We start from the raw sequence: 16,310 nt of genomic DNA on the forward strand, positions 1-16,310 counted from the left end.
AGCCATATTCGGCAGGCATGGGGAGAGAACAATGGAGCTTCGACATCTTCGCTACTTTGTCGCTGTCGCGGAGACGGGTAGCTTCACGACGGCGGCCGAACAGCGGCTGCATACGGCCCAACCCTCCCTCAGCCGTCAGATCCGCGATCTTGAAGAGGAGGTGGGTGTCGATTTGCTGATACGCGGCGCCCGCGGAGTTGAATTGACAGCGGCAGGTCAGGCTTTCCTCGAGCACGCTCGTGGAACGTTAGCGCAAGCGCAGTCCGCCATTGAAGCGGCTCGACGGGCGGCGCGTCGTTTAAAGCCCGTATTTGCGCTTGGGTTCCTTACTGGGCAGGAGATAGAGTGGTTGCCGGAGGCGATGCGGGTTCTCCGCGACGAACTTCCTCAGATTGAGGTTACGGTCTCCAGCCAATACTCGCCGTCGCTTCGCGATGCGCTGGTGAAAGGCGATCTCGACCTCGCATTCATGCGGCCGGAGCCAAACGTACCGGACCTGGAGTACCGGCTTGTTGTCAAGGAGCCATTGTTTGTGGTTTTGCCAAGTGATCACCCTCTCGCAGCTTGCGAAAAGATCGCTCTTCAGCAGTTCATTGGCGAGACGTTCATCACCGTTTCGCACACGGCTCCTACTGTCCGGACCGTCATCGACGAGTTTATCCTGCAGTCAGGCCTCGACATACGTGCAAGCTACGAAGTGGATAACCTCGCGATGGCGGTGTCAATGGTGGCATCGACGCGCGGTCTCGCGTTGCTTCCGTGTTACGCCAGGAATTTCCTTCCTTCGTCGGTGACAAGCCGTCCACTTGCTGTTGAACCGCCGACTATCGACCTCGTCATCGGCTATAGCCGGGCCAACACTTCGCCGATATTGAGTTTGTTTCTTTCCAGAATCGACCATCTACTCGCCCGCTGCAGATCGATAGCGGCCGAAAATCAGGCATCCGTGGCATAGCTGCCACGACACAGCAACGCTCGCTCATACGCATTTTCGCTCCCTTCAGAACTCAAAGCTCGCCCTCCGGCGCCGACGGATGTTTCGACACGCGCGCGAAATGCTGTCTTCCGCCAGAGCCAATTGCATGCCTCTGAGGCATCGCGGTAGATAAACGAAGTCTTTTTCAACACCGGGTTCCCACTCGTATATTCAGCGAGCCTGCTCGGCGCGCTGCCGACTGCTCATCTCGAAGCCAACTGGGAAGTTCCATATCGGTCATGGCTAATACGCAGGAAAGTGAGGCCTGACGGCTACAAGCTGTGGTTCGCGCTGATCGACGGCCATGTCGACACAACAAGCTTCAGTGCGAGTGAATAGGATGATTCGAGTGATCAGATCAAAGGCCAGTGACGGACATGTGCAGAACACCGCAGCTCGACGTAGCCGAACTCTGGGTCGCAGGGCGAGTTTCTGGGTATCGTTTGGCGTCAGCACTCATACGCTATGGACGAGCGCAGCACCCGCGCTTAGCTATCGGCTCTACGCGCAAAAGTGGAATCTCTCACCGGTGGACACCGCCGGGGTATTCGCCATCTATCCCATTTTCGTTGTTAGTACGCTCGTTCTGCTAGGTGGCTTGTCCGACCAGGTCGGTCGTCGCATGACGATGTTGATTGCCCTCACATGTTCGCTCGTCGGTGTGCTCGTGATGACCGTCGCGTCCGATATCCGATGGCTTCTCGTTGGACGCGCGCTGATGGGGATCGGTGTCGGACTTGGCAGTGGTTCGTCAACTGCAGCCATTTTAGAGTTCAGTTCTGACGAAGATCCGGAGCGCTCGGCTGCGGCGACCAACATCGCTCAGGGTATTGGCTTCGCGACGGGCCTGCTTCTCGGGGGAGCGCTGATTCAGTATGCGCCGTGGCCTCTGCAGTTGAACTTCCTTGTGCTTGCTGTCGTCATCGTCGTTCTGATCGTCGGAGTCTGGTTCATGCCACGTCATGGCGGACAAGACACGCGATGGTCCGTGCGCATGCCGCGCGTTCCCGCAGATTGCCGGAACGCTTTCGCTATCGCATCGCTTGCTGCTGTCATTGCGTTCGCATCGGGCGCGATTCTGCTATCCCTCGGTGGCCAGATGGCGCATGACCTGGTAGGGTCCGTCAACGCATTCACGAACGGTGCGATCCTGGCAAGCTTCGCAATCGTATCTGCTGTAATCACAGTTCTCTGCAGAAAGCTGTCCCCCAGGCTGCTGCTCCTTCTGGGGGCGATAACGGCTTCACTTGGGCTACTCCTGTTGTGGCTCGCGGTGACCTGGGTCAGCTTGTCGATGCTCCTCGCCTCTACGTCGCTCGCCGGAGGCGGTTATGCACTCCTGTTCATGGGAGCGCTTTCTGTATTGAACTCTTCCGCGCCGGCCGAGCATCGCGGCGGCATTCTTTCCGCGTTTTATCTGATCGGGTATCTCTCGATGGGTATGTTCGCCCTTGTATTGGGCGGGATGGCGAGGACCTGGGGACTCGCCGAGGCTGTTACAACGGCGTCGTTCACCATCGTCGCGCTCGGGTTCGTTAGTTTCTGGCTCTCTGCCTCGCGCCCATTTCCGGTGTTCCGCAGGTATGCAGAACGGCGAGCGGATTGAGCGAGTGGCTACCAGGCGTAAGTCGCTTTGAGTCTTTGAAAAGGAATGGCTATGACGTCATTGTTCTCCAAATATCAATTCAGACGGGTGTTGACCAGCAACCGCATTGCTGTTTCGCCGATGTGCCAGTACGTCGCAAAGGACGGGCAGGCCACCGAGTGGCACCAGGCTCATTACGCCACTATGGCGGCCTCTGGCGCGGGCCTGTTGTTTTTAGAGGCCACCGCTGTCGAACCAGCCGGACGTATCACTCCCGGCGACCTGGGTCTCTGGGACGACAGAACACAGGCTTCTCTTGAAGAAGTCGTCTCGTTCGTCAGGAAAACCTTCGATACGAAGATCGTCCTCCAGATTGGCCATGCAGGAAGAAAGGGCTCAAGCCGTGAGCCGTGGAACGGCGGTCAGCAGATATCGAAGGCTGACAGCGGCTGGGCGACCTTTGCGCCCTCTGCGTTGCCGCAGATCGACGGCGAAGAAGTGCCAGACGCACTGAGTCCTGAGGGGCTCGAGAGGATTGCGCGCGCTTTCGCCGATTCGGCCAGACGCGCCGCCGAGATCGGTGTCGACGGACTGGAGATTCACGCCGCGCACGGTTATCTGTTGCATGAATTTCTATCTCCGGTATCCAATCGACGCGAAGATATTTATGGCGGGGCGCTTGTCAATCGGCTGAGATTTCCACTTGAGGTATTCGAGTCGGTCCGTGCTGCCTTTCCAGACGAAAAACCTGTCGGCGTTAAAGTTTCGGCGACAGATTGGGTAGAGGGTGGCTGGCGCGTCGACGAAACCATCGAGCTTGGCAAGCGCCTTAAAGAGCGCGGCGCAGATTGGATCACAGCCTCTCCTGGCGGGATCTCGCCGAAGCAGAAGATCCCGGTAGGGCCGAACTATCAGGCATCTTTCGCTGAGCGGATAAGACGCGAGGTCGGGATAGCTACGATCGCAGTTGGCCTTATCACAGATCCTCATTCGGCCACCCAAATCATTAGTAATGGCGAGGCAGACTTTGTGGCACTTGCAAGGGGGATGCTCTACGATCCGCGATGGCCATGGCACGCCGCCTTTGCTCTTGGTGGGTCGGTCGACGCACCGCCGTCATACTGGCGTGCACCCCCGCAAGGCCACAATGATATCTTCCGGGTGAACAAACACGGTGCTCGCTAGTTGAGTCCAACTCATGTCTCGCGATAAGCGACTCAGACACAGGTCGCGCCTGCGACCTGCATCGGCGCGGCCTGGTCACTTTGCGGGATCTTTAACGGAGAGCCAACTGCGTTAGCTCATCAACTCTCCGTTGCGTCCACACGGACGTTGACCTTCTTCAAATCCGTAGGTCGAGTAATTGATTGCGCTCAGGCATTCATCCCGCCATCCACCGTAAGATTCGCTCCGGTAATGTACGAGGCCGTCGGCCCGGCGACGAACGCTACCATTGCGGCGATCTCCTCAGCGCGCCCGTAGCGGCCGAGCGCTGTGGCGGCCTTCTGCGGCACCGCCCAATCGCCTGAGGCGGGATTCAGGTCTGTATCGATCGGTCCCGGCTGGACGTTGTTGACCGTGATGCCCCGGCCTCCCAACTCTCTGGACAGCGCCTGAGTGAACATCCTGACGGCCGCTTTCGTGGCTGCGTAGGGCACCAGCCCGGGCGCAATAGCGCGCTCGCCCGCCGCCGAACCGATCATGATGATGCGCCCACCATCACTCAGGTGCTTCAGCGCCGCCTTGGTCGTAGCGAACACGCCGCGGATGTTGATGTCGATTACTCTATCCATCTCCTCCAGCGTCGTGTCTTCGAACGGTTTCGGAATGGCCGTGCCGGCATTGTTCACCAGCACATCCAGCCGGCCGAAGGTCGAAAAAGTTTTTTCGACCGCGGCTTCGACAGCTTTGACGTCAGTAGCGTCCGCCTGGATCGCGATAGCCGTTCCGCCATTAAGTTCGATCTCTTTGACCACCGCCGATGCCGCGCTGGCGTCCTTCGCATATGTAAAGGCCACACTCGCTCCATCTGCGGCCAGACGTTTCGCGATTGCCGCACCGATGCCGCGTGAGCCACCGGTAACGAGTGCTACTTTTTGGGCTAATTCAGACATTTGATTTCCTGGAGTATGCGTGAGCGATTCACCGCGTCACTGAATCAAAAAATAGATTTGCAGTACAAATGTTCGATGTATGTTGCTGCAACGATTGTAGGTTTCCGTGATGGGTGCGACAAAGACCTTGTAAGCAGGGCGGCATGCGTTTTGGGCATGGCAGGAGAGGGCATGCCTGCATGCTCCCTCGTTCCGATTTCTCGCTTGACAAAGTGACAGACCTGTCCGTAATATTAAAATTAGTTACAGGTTAGTCACTTTATTGTGAGCAGGTCATGGATCAGTTGAACGAGCAGCGCTATCTGGAAGATTTTGCAGTGGGGCAGACGTTCGGCTCAGGGCGGCTACGCATCGACAAGGAGCGGGTCCTCGCGTTCGCTGCCGAGTTCGATCCGCAGCCCTTCCATCTCGACGAGGCGGCGGCGCGCCACTCGATTTTCGGTGGTCTGGCCGCCAGCGGCTGGCACACCGCCGCCGTGACGATGCGGTTGATGATCGAGACCGAACTCAAGCCGGCTGGCGGCTTCATTGGCGCCGGCCTCGACGAGTGCCGCTGGCCCCGGCCCGTGCGCCCAGGTGACGAGTTGCGCGTCGAGTGCGAGGTGATCGAGGTGCGACCGTCAAAGTCTCGTCCGGAGCAGGGCCTGATCAAGCTCCGAACGACCACGCTGAACCAGGACGACGAGGCCGTGCTCGTGCATGTCGTGAACATGGTTGTGCCGCGCCGGAAACACCATTCGTCTTGATACCGGAAGGCGGGATATTCATGGACGTCGGTTTCATCGGCTTAGGCGTCATGGGACAGCCCATGGCGCTCAATCTGGCCCGCGCAGGCACGCAACTCATTGTCTGGAATCGCTCCGCAGACAGATGCGAATCTTTGCGAGCCGCGGGCGCAACCGTCGCGACGACTCCTGCCGAGATATTTAAACGGACCCGGGTGGTATTCCTGATGCTGGTCGACGGCGATGCAATCGACGCCGTCCTCGGCCGCGGCACATCGCAGTTCGGCGCGAACGTTGCGCACCACACGATCGTCCACATGGGGACGACCTCGCCCGACTACTCGCGCGGACTCGACGCCGACATTCGCAAAGCCGGCGGCAGCTACGTGGAAGCGCCCGTCTCGGGCTCGCGCAAGCCCGCCGAAGCGGGGCAGCTCGTGGCGATGCTGGCGGGAGAAGACGCGGCCGTCGAAAGCGTCCGCCCTTTGCTCGAGCCAATGTGCCAGCAGACGATGATGTGCGGCCCGGTTCCGAACGGGCTTCTCATGAAGCTCGCGGTGAACCTGTTTCTCATGACAACAGTCACCGGCCTTGCGGAAGCGGCTCATTTTGCCGAACGGCATGGCCTCGACATGCAGCAGTTCCGCACTATCGTCGACGCCGGTCAGATGGCGAGCGGCATCTCGCGCGTAAAAATACACAAGCTGGTGACACGCGATTTCGAAGAAGTGCAGGCGTCGATCGTCAATGTGCTGGAGAATAATCGCTTGATTGCGGATGCGGCCAGAGCAGGCGGAGTCGCGTCACCGCTACTGGATGTCTGCTACGCGCTATTCGGCGAGACGTTGGCGTTGGGGCACGGGCAATCCGACATGGCGGCCGTCGTCCAAGCATTCGAGGCAAGAACCGATTCCAGCAAGTGATCGCGTTCGACTAGGCCAACAACTTCGTGGCGGCATCAATAAGGTCGCCCTTCAGATTGGCCGACTCCGCTATCGAACCAGTGACATACGCGCCGTTGATGACCAGTGCTATCTGAGACGCGGTGCGGTTGGGATTACTAACACCCAGCTTGGCGACGATCGCTGCGAGCCTCGCCTGCATTTCCTCTTTGTTGTCTCGGGCGATAACCCGGCCAGGATGGTTGTCGTCGGGAAACTCCGCCATCAGATTAAGAAAGGGGCAGCCACGAAAGGCGGGGTGCGCAATCCGTTTCGCGATTCCAGATAGCAGCGCCTGCAGCAAAGCGCGCGGGTCATCGGCGTGCTTCTTTTCAACGTCATCCCACCACGCCCAGAACAGCCGATCTTTCTCGGCGGCGAAAGCGCAGATCAAAGCGTCCTTGGAGTCGAATACGCGATAGAGGCTCGTCTTCGACACGCCGGATTGCTCGACGACCGTGTCGACGCCGATGGCACGTATGCCCTCGCGGTAGAACAGATCGCTTGCCGTCGCGAGGATCCGCTCGCGCGCGCTTACTTCGCCCTTGGGCGGGGCTCCCCGCCGAGGTCTGGCTCCTGCCTTCATATCCGCAAACTCCTTTGATTCGATTTTCTGGTTGACAAAGTAACAGATCGGTACCTGGTATGAAAGTTACAGGTCTGTTACTTTATAGGATATACCAATGCGTGTGATCGAAGCGGAAACCTTTTCGGGCTATGACGGGTTGCGGCAGATTGAATTACCCAAGCCGCAACCGGCGAAGGGCAGGGTGCTGGTTCGTGTGACGGCTGCTGGTGTCACGCCCCTCGAATACACGCTCCTGTCGGGTGGACATCCTCGAGCCAAGGCGCCGCTGGTGCTCGGCAACGAGGGCGTCGGTGTCGTCGAGGACGCAGGCGACTCCGGGCTCGCGGTGGGAAGCCGCGTGATGTTCACCGGGCCCTACGGCGTTGGCGAGAATGGCGCATGGCAGGAATGGCTGCTGGTGAGACCGGAACATCTGGCGTCGCCTGACTCGATCGGCGACGTCATCGCGGCCAGCATGCCGGTGGCTTATCTGACCGCACAGATCAGCCTCACCGACGCCGGGTTCAAGCCGGGCATGACGGTGCTGGCTCCAGGAATCGGCGGGTCGGTCGGCAACGCGACCTATCAGCTCGCACGGGCGCAGGGCGCCGGCAAGGTGATCTCCACGGCGGGCAGCGCGGCGAAAGCCGCGAGAGCGCGCGAACTTGGCTTCGAGGACGTGATTGACCTCACCGAGGAAGGTCTCGCTGACGGCGTTCGTCGAATAACGGCCGGCAAGGGCGTCGATATCGTCATCGAGAGCATCGGCAGCGCTGTGACGAGTGAGGCGTTGAGCAGCCTGGGTCACGGCGGTGTCCTGATCACGTTGGGCTACTCCGCAGGACGTAAAACCACGATCGATGTCACGGACCTCATCTGGAAGCGCGCGCGGATGGCCGGCTTCTCCCTGTTCGCCCAGTCACCGGCCGCGATCGCCACTGCGTGGCAGCACATCATTCCGTTAGTCGTAAGCGGATCAGTCAAGCCGATCGTCGAGCGGGTCTATCCCCTCGCTGAAGCACGCGAAGCCTTGCGTCACCTGATAGAGGATCGGCCGTTTGGCAAAGTTATTTTAACGATGTGACCGATATGACAAGCGGATATTCGCGGCTCCCAGGCTCGCCCGTTTCATTGAGGCGATTTCCTTTACCCACGCGAAGCTCCTTGTCGCCGAGGGCGCCTACGTCTTCATCACCGGCCGTCGCCAGAAAGAGCTCGACGAAGCCGTGAGGGCCATCGGGGCCAATTGATACGCCGATCATTGGCCAGCAGCCTGCGGACGCTATTGCGAGGATTTTATTTACCATCCCGATGGGACGCATGAGGGAAGCCGACGAAGTTGCCAAAGCTGCTTTGTTTCTCGCTTCAGGTGATTCGAATCAGGTGCGGCGAGTTGAACGGGTGGCGGATCGCGCATCGATCGGGATGCCGTGAATTGAAGCTTCGAAGGCGACGCGCCCGGCGCGCAGCCTTTACGGTTCGAGCAGGCGCAACAGGCGAAGCTCTTCGAGATCGAGTTCGGATTCGATGCGATGCGATGCAAGACCCCATCGTCGACCTTGCCGTCGCGATGCAGGCCAAGGAGCGCCTCGCGCGACACACTGACCGGCTTGAGTTCGATACGCAGAAAGTGCGCGCGGTCTTCGATCCGTTCCACTCCCAGCGCATGCGCGTTTTCGTTCGCCGCGACGCGGATCCGGTATTCGGCGAGCAGCCGCTCGAGCGCTGCGCGTTCGATACCGGACGCGTGCTTGCCCATCTCTTCGAGTACGGCGAGCGAAGCCCCAAAGGTGCGCGCACGCGTCTCGTGCTCGGACATGGTCTGTCGCGCGACCGGGCGCAGCTTCAGCAGACGGATGAGCGGCGCGAGACTGCCGCCCTGCACGACGAGCGTCGCAATGATGAGCAGGAAGGTACTGAAGACGATCAGGTCGCGGCCCGGGAAATTGCCTGGCAACGCGAGAGCGGCCGCGAGACTCACGACGCCGCGCATGCCCGACCATCCCAGCACGACGGCTTCGCCGGCCGACCACGGCGGGTTGCCCGTAAGCTTCGCGAGCATGCGGCTCGGCAACCAGATCGCAGCACACACCCACAGGAGGCGGACCGCAATCGCAGCCGCTGTTGCAGGCAGCGCGACACGCAAGCCGGCCATCAAGACGGCGACGTCGTAATTCACGCGCGCCAGAATGCCGTGCAGCGCGAGGCCGATCAGGATGAAGACGAGCGCGTCGAGCGCGAAGCATGCGGCCCAGGGCAGACCTGGGTTGAACGCATGCACGGCAACGGCGACCGCAGCGGTCGTGACCGTCACTGCGCCCAGCACAAGAGAAACGATCGTGCCGAGTTCCTCGCGGAATTCCTTCCATGCCGTGTAGAACGAACTCGACATCAAGAGCGGCGGCAACACGGCCGCGAGCATCAGGTTCGGGTCCATGTCGGGCACGCGCTTGCCCGCGACCGCGATCACGCAGCCACCGAGCAGCAGCACGACGGCGGGCGGGATCGCAACGCGCTCGGCGAGCCAGGTGAGTGCGCCCGCGCCGCAGATCAACAACAGCAGGTAATGAAAGAGCTCGACGTTGCTCATCCGCGTGCAGGCAGATTGTGCAGCACGGAATTGTGTGAAGGATGACGGGTCACGATGGTTGCTTGTCCTTTGCGGCTACATCGGAAACGTGGCCGCCGGGCAGTGGGCCGAACATGTGCTGGCTGCACTTCGCTTCGCTCCATGCCGCTTTGAGCTTGACGCCCAATAGCATTCGACGTGCGACGGGAAGGATCTGCTCGCCGGCCAGAATGCCGAGCAGGCCCGCCAGTGCCACGGTGGGCGGCGCCGGCGACTGCACGCCGATCGCGCTGTAAACGATACCGGCAAGAATTCCGGCAAGGAACGAGAGGATATACGGCTTCATGATGCGAGTCTCCTTGACGGTCGGCCGGCGACAGGCACTGCGCAACAGATTGTTCACAAGCGTTTCGGGTCTGATCCAGTAAGGGAAGAGTAGTTAAGTTCACTTAAAGGTGCAATTCTCGGAATCGCACTCATTTTTCGGGGTGTTCTTTTGCCGGGTTTAGTATTAAATGTTAACGCTGGACGACGCATGCCCCAGCGCAATGGATATCGGACTCCTCGCGGTCACGCCGGCGAGGCGAGGTTTTGTTTTCTCCGCACCGAAGGAGATGCATGTCATGAGCAATCCGAAGCTTGAAGTACTCACCCCGCAGAACAGCCAGCTCATCTTCATCGATCAGCAGCCACAGATGGCCTTCGGCGTACATTCGATCGACCGCCAGATGCTGAAGAACAACGTCGTCGGGCTGGCCAAGGCGGCAAAGGTGTTCAAGATTCCGACCACGATCACGACCGTCGAGTCGGAAGGCTTCTCGGGGTTTACCTATCCCGAACTGCTCGACGTGTTTCCGGGCATGAAGCTGCTCGAGCGCACGTCGATGAACTCGTGGGATGACCAGAAAGTGCGTGACGCGCTGGCCGCGAACGGGCGCAAGAAGGTGATCGTGTCGGGTCTGTGGACGGAAGTCTGCAATACGACATTTGCGCTCTGCGCGATGCTCGAAGGCGACTACGAGATCTACATGGTGGCCGATGCGTCGGGCGGTATGTCGAAGGATTCGCACGATTTCGCAATGCAGCGCATGGCCCAGGCCGGCGTCGTGCCGGTCACGTGGCAACAGGTCATGCTCGAATGGCAGCGCGACTGGGCACGCCGCGAGACCTATGACGAAATCATGGCAATCGCGAGGGAGCACTCGGGCGCATACGGCATGGGCATCGACTATGCCTACACGATGGTCCACAAGGCGCCGCAGCGCACGGCTACGCCGCATGAGGCGCTGCCGGCCGTGCCGGCGAAGTAAGACGCGCTCACGCACCGTCTGCGGAACGTGAGCGAGATGCTCGACGAGAAGGTCGAGCAACGCCGTGACGCGCGCAGTGCGACATGTCCAACCCGAACGACATCGGGGTGTTCATGCGCACGACGCCGTGCGGCTCGAGCACCTGAGCACAGACGCCTCGCTTGCGCCGGCCCTGGCTTCGCCGGACAGCTGAACCGCCCGGTTCTGCACGTTAATTTGTCACAGAGAGTGATCATATGAAACCGTATCTGGTGTCACTGGGTGCGGGCGTGCTGATAGGCGTGATCTATAGCGTGATCAAGGTCCGCTCGCCGGCGCCGCCGCTGATTGCCCTCATCGGCTTGCTCGGCATGTTGATCGGCGCTCTGGCCGTCCCGACGCTCAAGCAGTTGCTCGGTCTTTGATTGAATCAAACGAATTTTGCGAATTGAGCGAAGTGAGGAGACGCACATGAGCGCTACCGGCACCCAACCCGATCTCATTCTGCATAACGGACGGTTCACGACGCTGGACCGTTCGAACCCGGTCGCCACCGCGGTGGCAATGACCGATGGCCGCTTCGTCGCGGTCGGCAGCGATGCCGACGTGATGCCGCTCGCGGGCGGCGCGACCCGGGTCATCGACCTGGGCGGCCGGCCCGCGCTGCCCGGCCTGATCGACAATCACCTGCATCTGATCCGCGGCGGCCTCAACTACAACATGGAGCTGCGCTGGGACGGCGTGAGCTCGCTCGCCGTGGCGATGGAAATGCTCAAGCAGCAGGTCGCGATCACACCCGCGCCACAATGGGTGCGCGTGGTGGGCGGCTTTACCGAGCACCAGTTCGAGGAGAAGCGCCTGCCGAGCATCGAGGAACTCAACGCGGTGGCGCCCAATACGCCCGTGTTCATCCTGCATTTGTACGACCGAGCGCTGCTCAACGCAGCCGCGCTGCGTGTGGTCGGCTATACGAAGGACACGCCGGAGCCGCCTGGAGGCAAGATCCTGCGCGATGGCGCGGGCAATCCCACCGGCCTCCTGCTTGCGAATCCGAATGCATCGATTCTCTACGCGACGCTCGCCAAAGGACCGAAGCTGCCGCCTGAGTACCAGTACAACTCGACGCGCCATTTCATGCGCGAACTCAACCGCCTTGGCGTGACCGGCGCGATCGATGCGGGCGGCGGCTCGCAGAACTTCCCGGAGGATTACGAAGTCATCCGCAAGCTGCACGACGCGGGCGAGATGACGGTTCGAGTCGCATACAACCTGTTTACGCAAAAGCCGAAGGCCGAGAAGGAAGACTTTGTGAACTGGACCAGCATGTCCCGGTATCACGACGGCACGGATTACTTCCGCCACAACGGCGCAGGCGAGATGCTGGTCTTTTCGGCTGCCGACTTCGAGGACTTTCGCGTGGCGCGACCCGACATGGCGCCCGAGATGGAGGGCGAACTGGAAGGCGTGGTGCGCGTGCTCGCGCAGAATCGCTGGCCGTGGCGGTTGCACGCCACCTACGACGAAACCATCAGCCGCGCGCTCGACGTGTTCGAGAAGGTCGACAAGGACATTCCGCTCGCCGGCCTCAACTGGTTCTTCGATCACGCGGAAACCGTCTCCGAGCGTTCGATGGATCGTATCGCGGCGCTCGGCGGCGGCATCGCGGTGCAGCACCGGATGGCTTACCAGGGCGAGTACTTCGTCGAGCGCTATGGCGCAGAGGCGGCGCAAGCCACACCGCCCGTCGCGAAGATGCTGGAGAAGGGCATCAAGGTCTCGGCCGGCACCGATGCGACGCGCGTGGCGTCGTACAACCCTTGGGTGTCGCTTGCGTGGCTGGTGACCGGCAAGACGGTCGCGGGTCTGCGGATGTATCCGCAGCGCAACCTGCTCGACCGTGAGACGGCCCTGCGCATGTGGACTGAGTACGTCACGTGGTTCTCGAACGAAGAAGGCAGGAAAGGCCGCATCGCAGTCGGCCAGCTCGCGGACCTGATGGTGCCGGACCGCGACTTTTTCGCATGCGCCGAGGACGACATCGCCGGCACCACCGCGTTGCTCACGGTGGTGGGAGGCAAGATTGTCTGGGGCGCGGGCCCGTTCTCGCAGCACGATGCGCCGATTCCGGCCGCGATGCCGGACTGGTCGCCGGTGCGGCAGTACGGCGGCTTTGGCGGCTGGGGTCGTGGGGATGTAAGTCAGCAGCGCGAAGGCGCGCCGCTTCAGCGCGCGGCCACCGCGGCGATGTGCGGATGCGCGAGCGCGTGCAATGTGCACGGCCACGCACACGCGCGCGCATGGGGCCGCGCGTTGCCGACCGCGGATGCGAAGGGCTTCTGGGGCGCGCTCGGTTGCTCCTGCTGGGCCATCTGACGTGACGGCATTCTCCGGCCGCAGCGACCCGGCATGGGTCCGCACGCTGCTTGCGCAGGCATGGGTCGGGCCGCTCGTGCGCCTCGCGCTCGTATCGGCCTGGCTGATCGGCGGCTTTAACAAGGCGCTGCATTTCGACAGTGCAATCGCGGAGCAGGCGCATTTCGGCCTGCACCCGCCCGCGCTCTGGGCAGCGCTGGCGGTCGCGGTCGAGATAGGCGCATCGCTATGCGTCGTATTTCGCCGCTTCACGTGGATTGGCGCGGGCGGCCTCGGTGTGCTGACTGTCGTCGCCATGCTGGTCGCCAACGACTTCTGGAACCAGACCGGCGCCGCGCGCTTCATGGCGCTCAACAGTTTTTTCGAGCATCTGGGACTGATCGCGGCGCTTGTGCTCGCGACCATGCTCGGCGATACGAAAGGTGCGGCCGGCGGCAGCCGCACCTGATTGATCAGACAGAACGATGAAACAACAAGGAAATTCCGTCATGAAAACGATTCGCTCTGCGTTGCTCGCCGTGCTGATCGCGAGCGGTCTTGTCGCCGCGCCGGTTGCGTTCGCGACGCCACCCCCACCGGCCGTCTTGCCGCCGTACGTCGCCGTCGGTCCGCAGTACGATACGACGCACGTGTACGTTGCGGCGGAAGACTTCGATCGCTTCACCGATAGCTTCGTCGCGACGTTTGGCGGCAACAAGTCGAAGCAGGGCGTATTCCAGGTCACGCCAACGCCGAGCCAGACGATGTCGCAGCTCGTGTTTACGCCGTCGGGCACGATCTCCGTGTTCGGCTTCAAGACGCCCATTCCGTATCCTTTCGGCGAGGAGCGCACGGGCTACCTCGTGACCAACATGGACGCGGCGATGAAGTCCGCGCGCGCGCTCGGCGCCGACGTGATCGTCGACACGTTCCCCGATCCGATCGGCCGCGACGCCATCATCTCGTGGCCAGGCGGCCTTAAGATGCAGCTCTACTGGCATACCCAGGCGCCGCACTACGATGCGCTGCAGACCATTCCCGAGAACCGTGTTTATGTGTCGCCGCAAAACATGCGCAAGCTGGTTCACGCTTTCGTGAAGTTCTCGCACGGCCGGGTGGTGTCCGATGTGGGCAACGCGCCCGGTATCGAAATCGGCCGGCCGAACGACACGTATCGCCGCATTCGTATCGAGTCGGGCTTCGGCAAGATGACCGTGCTCGTGACTGATGGCCGTCTGCCCTATCCGTTTGGGCGGGAAGTGACCGGCTACGAAGTGCCGAATCTCGCCGCGACGCTGGAGAAAGCGAAGGCCGCGAGCGTGCAGGTGCTCGTGCCGCCGTTTACTTCGGACGGGCGCGACGCCGCGATCGTCGAGTTCCCGGGCGGCTATATCGCCGAGATTCACGCGAAATCGGCGCAATGACGCGTTGCATTCTTAGTCGGAGCGGTGGCCTGACATAAGCCCACGCGGACAATGGCGAGGGGAACCATGGTGTCGACTGCAATGCGGGGGAGTCGATTCGAAAAGGCCGCCAGTGTCATGACCTTCGCGGGTCTGCTGCTGACGGGTGCAGACGCGAGCTTCGCGGATACGGTCGCGCAACCCGCAACCGGGATGAGCCTCGCGGCGGATGCCGCCGATACGGTAGCGCCTGCGAGCGGCAGCACATCGGCAGGCACCTGCAATGCAAAGCGGCCCGTCGTCATGTTCAACCGCTGGCAGGAAGACTGGTCGGTGCTCGCGAATCCGTGCGTGCCGCGCGAGCCGCTCGACGGCCTCAAGTACATTCCGTTCGGCGGCGACCCGGCATCGTATCTGTCGCTCGGCGTGAATATGCGCGAGCGCGTCGAAAGCAATAACGCACCGCTGTTCGGCATCGGCACGCAATCGGATACGTATCTGATCCAGCGCGTCGAAGTCCATGCCGATGCGCATCTCGGCGAGCACTGGCAGTTCTTCGTGCAGATCGAGGATGCACGCGTGTGGGGCAAGAACGTGGTCACCCCGGTGGACAAGAATCCGCTCGATCTCGAACAGGCGTTTGTCACCTACACCGGCGCGCTCGGCGGCGGCACCTTCAAGTTTCGTGTCGGCCGCCAGGAGATGGCATTCGACCTGCAGCGTTTCATCTCTGTGCGCGACGGCCCGAACGTGCGCCAGACGTACGACGCGCTCTGGGCTGATTACGAATACCAGAAGTGGCGCTTTATCGCCTACGCGACGCAACCCGTGCAGAACCGCGACGCAACCGCGTTCGACGACGTATCGAATCGCGACCTCACGTTCAGCGGCGTGCGTTTCGAGCGGCAGTCGGTAGGGCCGGGCGATCTGTCCGGCTACTGGTCGCGATATAACCGCAGCAACGCGCGGTACCTGGATGCAAGCGGCGTCGAGCGCCGCGATGTCTGGGATTTGCGCTACTCCGGCACACGTGGTCGTTTCAATTGGGATGTCGAAGGGATGCTGCAGACGGGAACGGTCGGTAACAGCACGATATTCGCGTGGGCGATGGGCTCGATCGCGGCCTACAAGCTCGACATGCCCTGGTCGCCGCAAGTTGCTGTGCAGGTCGACGCGGCTTCAGGCGATCGGCACCCGCACGACGGCAGAATCGAGACCTTCAATACGCTGTTTCCGAACGGCTACTACTTCACGCTCGCGGGCTATACGGGCTATTCGAACCTCATTCATATCAAACCATCCATTACGCTCAAGCCGACGACCAATCTGGCGCTGCTCGGCGCGCTGGGCTTCCAGTGGCGCGAGACGACCGGCGACGCCGTGTATCAGCAGGCGAATCAGGCTGTACCGGGCACGGCGGGTAGAGGCAGCCTGTGGACGGGGATGTATGTGCAGTTGCGCGCGGACTGGACGATTGCGGCGAACCTCATTGGTTCGATCGAAGCCGTGCACTTCCAGGTGGGGAACTCGATCCGTCAGGCGGGTGGGCGCAATGCTGACTACGCCGGCATTGAGCTCAAGTACGGGTGGTAGGTCACCCAATTTTAATGGGTGAGCTGGCTAGTCCGCAGCTGACCGTTGACGAGCCCGATCTGCTGTACAGTATTCCGGGAACCCGATGATGTTTTTTTCCGTGTTTTTCCGAAGTGAAACGGACATTAGTGCAGTCATGCCGGCCTGCACGTTCTTGGCCAAAACAGCCGTCGGCCGTTGCAAGTATGCACGGCC

Annotated in this window: 16 protein-coding genes and 1 pseudogene; 12 read left to right on the top strand and 5 right to left on the bottom strand. The window is 61.3% G+C overall.

The features are described from left to right. The first annotated feature begins 31 nt into the window (after nt 1–31). The 3 genes from P3T25_RS07705 to P3T25_RS07715 all read left to right on the top strand — a co-directional run bounded on the left by P3T25_RS07705 (nt 32) and on the right by P3T25_RS07715 (nt 3,746). Nucleotides 32–955 (top strand): LysR family transcriptional regulator, encoded by a 924-nt coding sequence (locus tag P3T25_RS07705; protein WP_154561440.1) that lies wholly within the window; start codon nt 32–34, stop codon nt 953–955. Between the two features lie 361 nt (nt 956–1,316). Beyond that, on the top strand, nt 1,317–2,582 hold the full coding sequence (locus P3T25_RS07710; protein ID WP_429357832.1) for an MFS transporter: 1,266 nt from the start codon (nt 1,317–1,319) through the stop codon (nt 2,580–2,582). Nucleotides 2,583–2,633: 51 nt separating this feature from the next. Then, the gene (locus P3T25_RS07715; RefSeq protein WP_154561436.1) at nt 2,634–3,746 is read left to right on the top strand and encodes an NADH:flavin oxidoreductase/NADH oxidase; all 1,113 of its coding nucleotides are present in this window, start codon (nt 2,634–2,636) and stop codon (nt 3,744–3,746) included. Nucleotides 3,747–3,934: 188 nt separating this feature from the next. Here the strand turns inward: P3T25_RS07715 and P3T25_RS07720 are convergent, their stop codons facing one another. Beyond that, a complete protein-coding gene (locus tag P3T25_RS07720) occupies nt 3,935–4,675 on the bottom strand; it encodes an SDR family NAD(P)-dependent oxidoreductase (RefSeq protein WP_429357833.1) in 741 nt (246 codons plus the stop codon). 275 nt (nt 4,676–4,950) lie between these two features. Between P3T25_RS07720 and P3T25_RS07725 the strand changes: the two genes are divergently transcribed. Together P3T25_RS07725 and P3T25_RS07730 are read left to right on the top strand one after the other, a co-directional pair. Continuing rightward, nucleotides 4,951–5,421, top strand: coding sequence for a MaoC family dehydratase (locus P3T25_RS07725; protein WP_154561432.1), 471 nt, complete (start codon nt 4,951–4,953; stop codon nt 5,419–5,421). 20 nt (nt 5,422–5,441) lie between these two features. Next, entirely contained in the window at nt 5,442–6,323 is an 882-nt protein-coding gene (locus P3T25_RS07730; protein ID WP_429357834.1) for an NAD(P)-dependent oxidoreductase, read from the top strand. Nucleotides 6,324–6,333: 10 nt separating this feature from the next. Here the strand turns inward: P3T25_RS07730 and P3T25_RS07735 are convergent, their stop codons facing one another. After that, the gene (locus P3T25_RS07735; RefSeq protein ID WP_171926422.1) at nt 6,334–6,927 is read right to left on the bottom strand and encodes a TetR/AcrR family transcriptional regulator; all 594 of its coding nucleotides are present in this window, start codon (nt 6,925–6,927) and stop codon (nt 6,334–6,336) included. 97 nt (nt 6,928–7,024) lie between these two features. Between P3T25_RS07735 and P3T25_RS07740 the strand changes: the two genes are divergently transcribed. Continuing rightward, on the top strand, nt 7,025–7,993 hold the full coding sequence (locus P3T25_RS07740) for a quinone oxidoreductase family protein (protein ID WP_154561425.1): 969 nt from the start codon (nt 7,025–7,027) through the stop codon (nt 7,991–7,993). Here P3T25_RS07740 and P3T25_RS07745 read toward each other — a convergent pair. From P3T25_RS07745 to P3T25_RS07755, 3 genes and pseudogenes are all read right to left on the bottom strand, one after another. After that, nucleotides 7,977–8,171: a hypothetical protein gene (locus P3T25_RS07745; protein WP_168435745.1), complete on the bottom strand. Its 195-nt coding sequence runs from the start codon at nt 8,169–8,171 to the stop codon at nt 7,977–7,979. The genes P3T25_RS07740 and P3T25_RS07745 overlap by 17 nt on opposite strands. Before the next feature lie 210 nt (nt 8,172–8,381). Beyond that, nucleotides 8,382–9,499 (bottom strand): annotated as a pseudogene (locus tag P3T25_RS07750) (cation:proton antiporter). Between the two features lie 49 nt (nt 9,500–9,548). After that, nucleotides 9,549–9,824, bottom strand: a complete 276-nt coding sequence (locus P3T25_RS07755; RefSeq protein ID WP_154561421.1) for a XapX domain-containing protein — start codon at nt 9,822–9,824, stop codon at nt 9,549–9,551. A 277-nt stretch (nt 9,825–10,101) separates the two neighbouring features. Between P3T25_RS07755 and P3T25_RS07760 the strand changes: the two genes are divergently transcribed. From P3T25_RS07760 to P3T25_RS07785, 6 genes are all read left to right on the top strand, one after another. Beyond that, entirely contained in the window at nt 10,102–10,788 is a 687-nt protein-coding gene (locus P3T25_RS07760; RefSeq protein ID WP_154561419.1) for a hydrolase, read from the top strand. Between the two features lie 236 nt (nt 10,789–11,024). Beyond that, a complete protein-coding gene (locus P3T25_RS07765) occupies nt 11,025–11,192 on the top strand; it encodes a DUF1427 family protein (RefSeq protein ID WP_171926426.1) in 168 nt (55 codons plus the stop codon). Between the two features lie 46 nt (nt 11,193–11,238). Next, nucleotides 11,239–13,140, top strand: coding sequence for an amidohydrolase (locus P3T25_RS07770; protein WP_429357835.1), 1,902 nt, complete (start codon nt 11,239–11,241; stop codon nt 13,138–13,140). Nucleotide 13,141: 1 nt separating this feature from the next. After that, nucleotides 13,142–13,588, top strand: coding sequence for a DoxX family protein (locus tag P3T25_RS07775; protein WP_171926428.1), 447 nt, complete (start codon nt 13,142–13,144; stop codon nt 13,586–13,588). 40 nt (nt 13,589–13,628) lie between these two features. After that, nucleotides 13,629–14,543 (top strand): glyoxalase, encoded by a 915-nt coding sequence (locus tag P3T25_RS07780; protein WP_171926429.1) that lies wholly within the window; start codon nt 13,629–13,631, stop codon nt 14,541–14,543. Nucleotides 14,544–14,609: 66 nt separating this feature from the next. Then, nucleotides 14,610–16,115, top strand: a complete 1,506-nt coding sequence (locus tag P3T25_RS07785; RefSeq protein ID WP_429357836.1) for an alginate export family protein — start codon at nt 14,610–14,612, stop codon at nt 16,113–16,115. Nucleotides 16,116–16,310: the final 195 nt, after the last annotated feature.

Origin of the sequence: Paraburkholderia sp. GAS32 (assembly GCF_050434225.1) — a bacterium.
Classification (GTDB): Bacteria; Pseudomonadota; Gammaproteobacteria; order Burkholderiales; family Burkholderiaceae; genus Paraburkholderia; species Paraburkholderia madseniana.

Excerpts from the sequence above, each read along its gene's own strand:
- P3T25_RS07705 (WP_154561440.1), top strand. The coding sequence starts at position 32 with ATGGAGCTTCGACATCTTCGCTACTTTGTCGCTGTCGCGGAGACGGGT.
- P3T25_RS07710 (WP_429357832.1), top strand. The coding sequence starts at position 1,317 with ATGATTCGAGTGATCAGATCAAAGGCCAGTGACGGACATGTGCAGAAC.
- P3T25_RS07715 (WP_154561436.1), top strand. The coding sequence starts at position 2,634 with ATGACGTCATTGTTCTCCAAATATCAATTCAGACGGGTGTTGACCAGC.
- P3T25_RS07720 (WP_429357833.1), bottom strand. The coding sequence starts at position 4,675 with ATGTCTGAATTAGCCCAAAAAGTAGCACTCGTTACCGGTGGCTCACGC.
- P3T25_RS07725 (WP_154561432.1), top strand. The coding sequence starts at position 4,951 with ATGGATCAGTTGAACGAGCAGCGCTATCTGGAAGATTTTGCAGTGGGG.
- P3T25_RS07730 (WP_429357834.1), top strand. The coding sequence starts at position 5,442 with ATGGACGTCGGTTTCATCGGCTTAGGCGTCATGGGACAGCCCATGGCG.
- P3T25_RS07735 (WP_171926422.1), bottom strand. The coding sequence starts at position 6,927 with ATGAAGGCAGGAGCCAGACCTCGGCGGGGAGCCCCGCCCAAGGGCGAA.
- P3T25_RS07740 (WP_154561425.1), top strand. The coding sequence starts at position 7,025 with ATGCGTGTGATCGAAGCGGAAACCTTTTCGGGCTATGACGGGTTGCGG.
- P3T25_RS07745 (WP_168435745.1), bottom strand. The coding sequence starts at position 8,171 with ATGATCGGCGTATCAATTGGCCCCGATGGCCCTCACGGCTTCGTCGAG.
- P3T25_RS07755 (WP_154561421.1), bottom strand. The coding sequence starts at position 9,824 with ATGAAGCCGTATATCCTCTCGTTCCTTGCCGGAATTCTTGCCGGTATC.
- P3T25_RS07760 (WP_154561419.1), top strand. The coding sequence starts at position 10,102 with ATGAGCAATCCGAAGCTTGAAGTACTCACCCCGCAGAACAGCCAGCTC.
- P3T25_RS07765 (WP_171926426.1), top strand. The coding sequence starts at position 11,025 with ATGAAACCGTATCTGGTGTCACTGGGTGCGGGCGTGCTGATAGGCGTG.
- P3T25_RS07770 (WP_429357835.1), top strand. The coding sequence starts at position 11,239 with ATGAGCGCTACCGGCACCCAACCCGATCTCATTCTGCATAACGGACGG.
- P3T25_RS07780 (WP_171926429.1), top strand. The coding sequence starts at position 13,629 with ATGAAAACGATTCGCTCTGCGTTGCTCGCCGTGCTGATCGCGAGCGGT.
- P3T25_RS07785 (WP_429357836.1), top strand. The coding sequence starts at position 14,610 with ATGGTGTCGACTGCAATGCGGGGGAGTCGATTCGAAAAGGCCGCCAGT.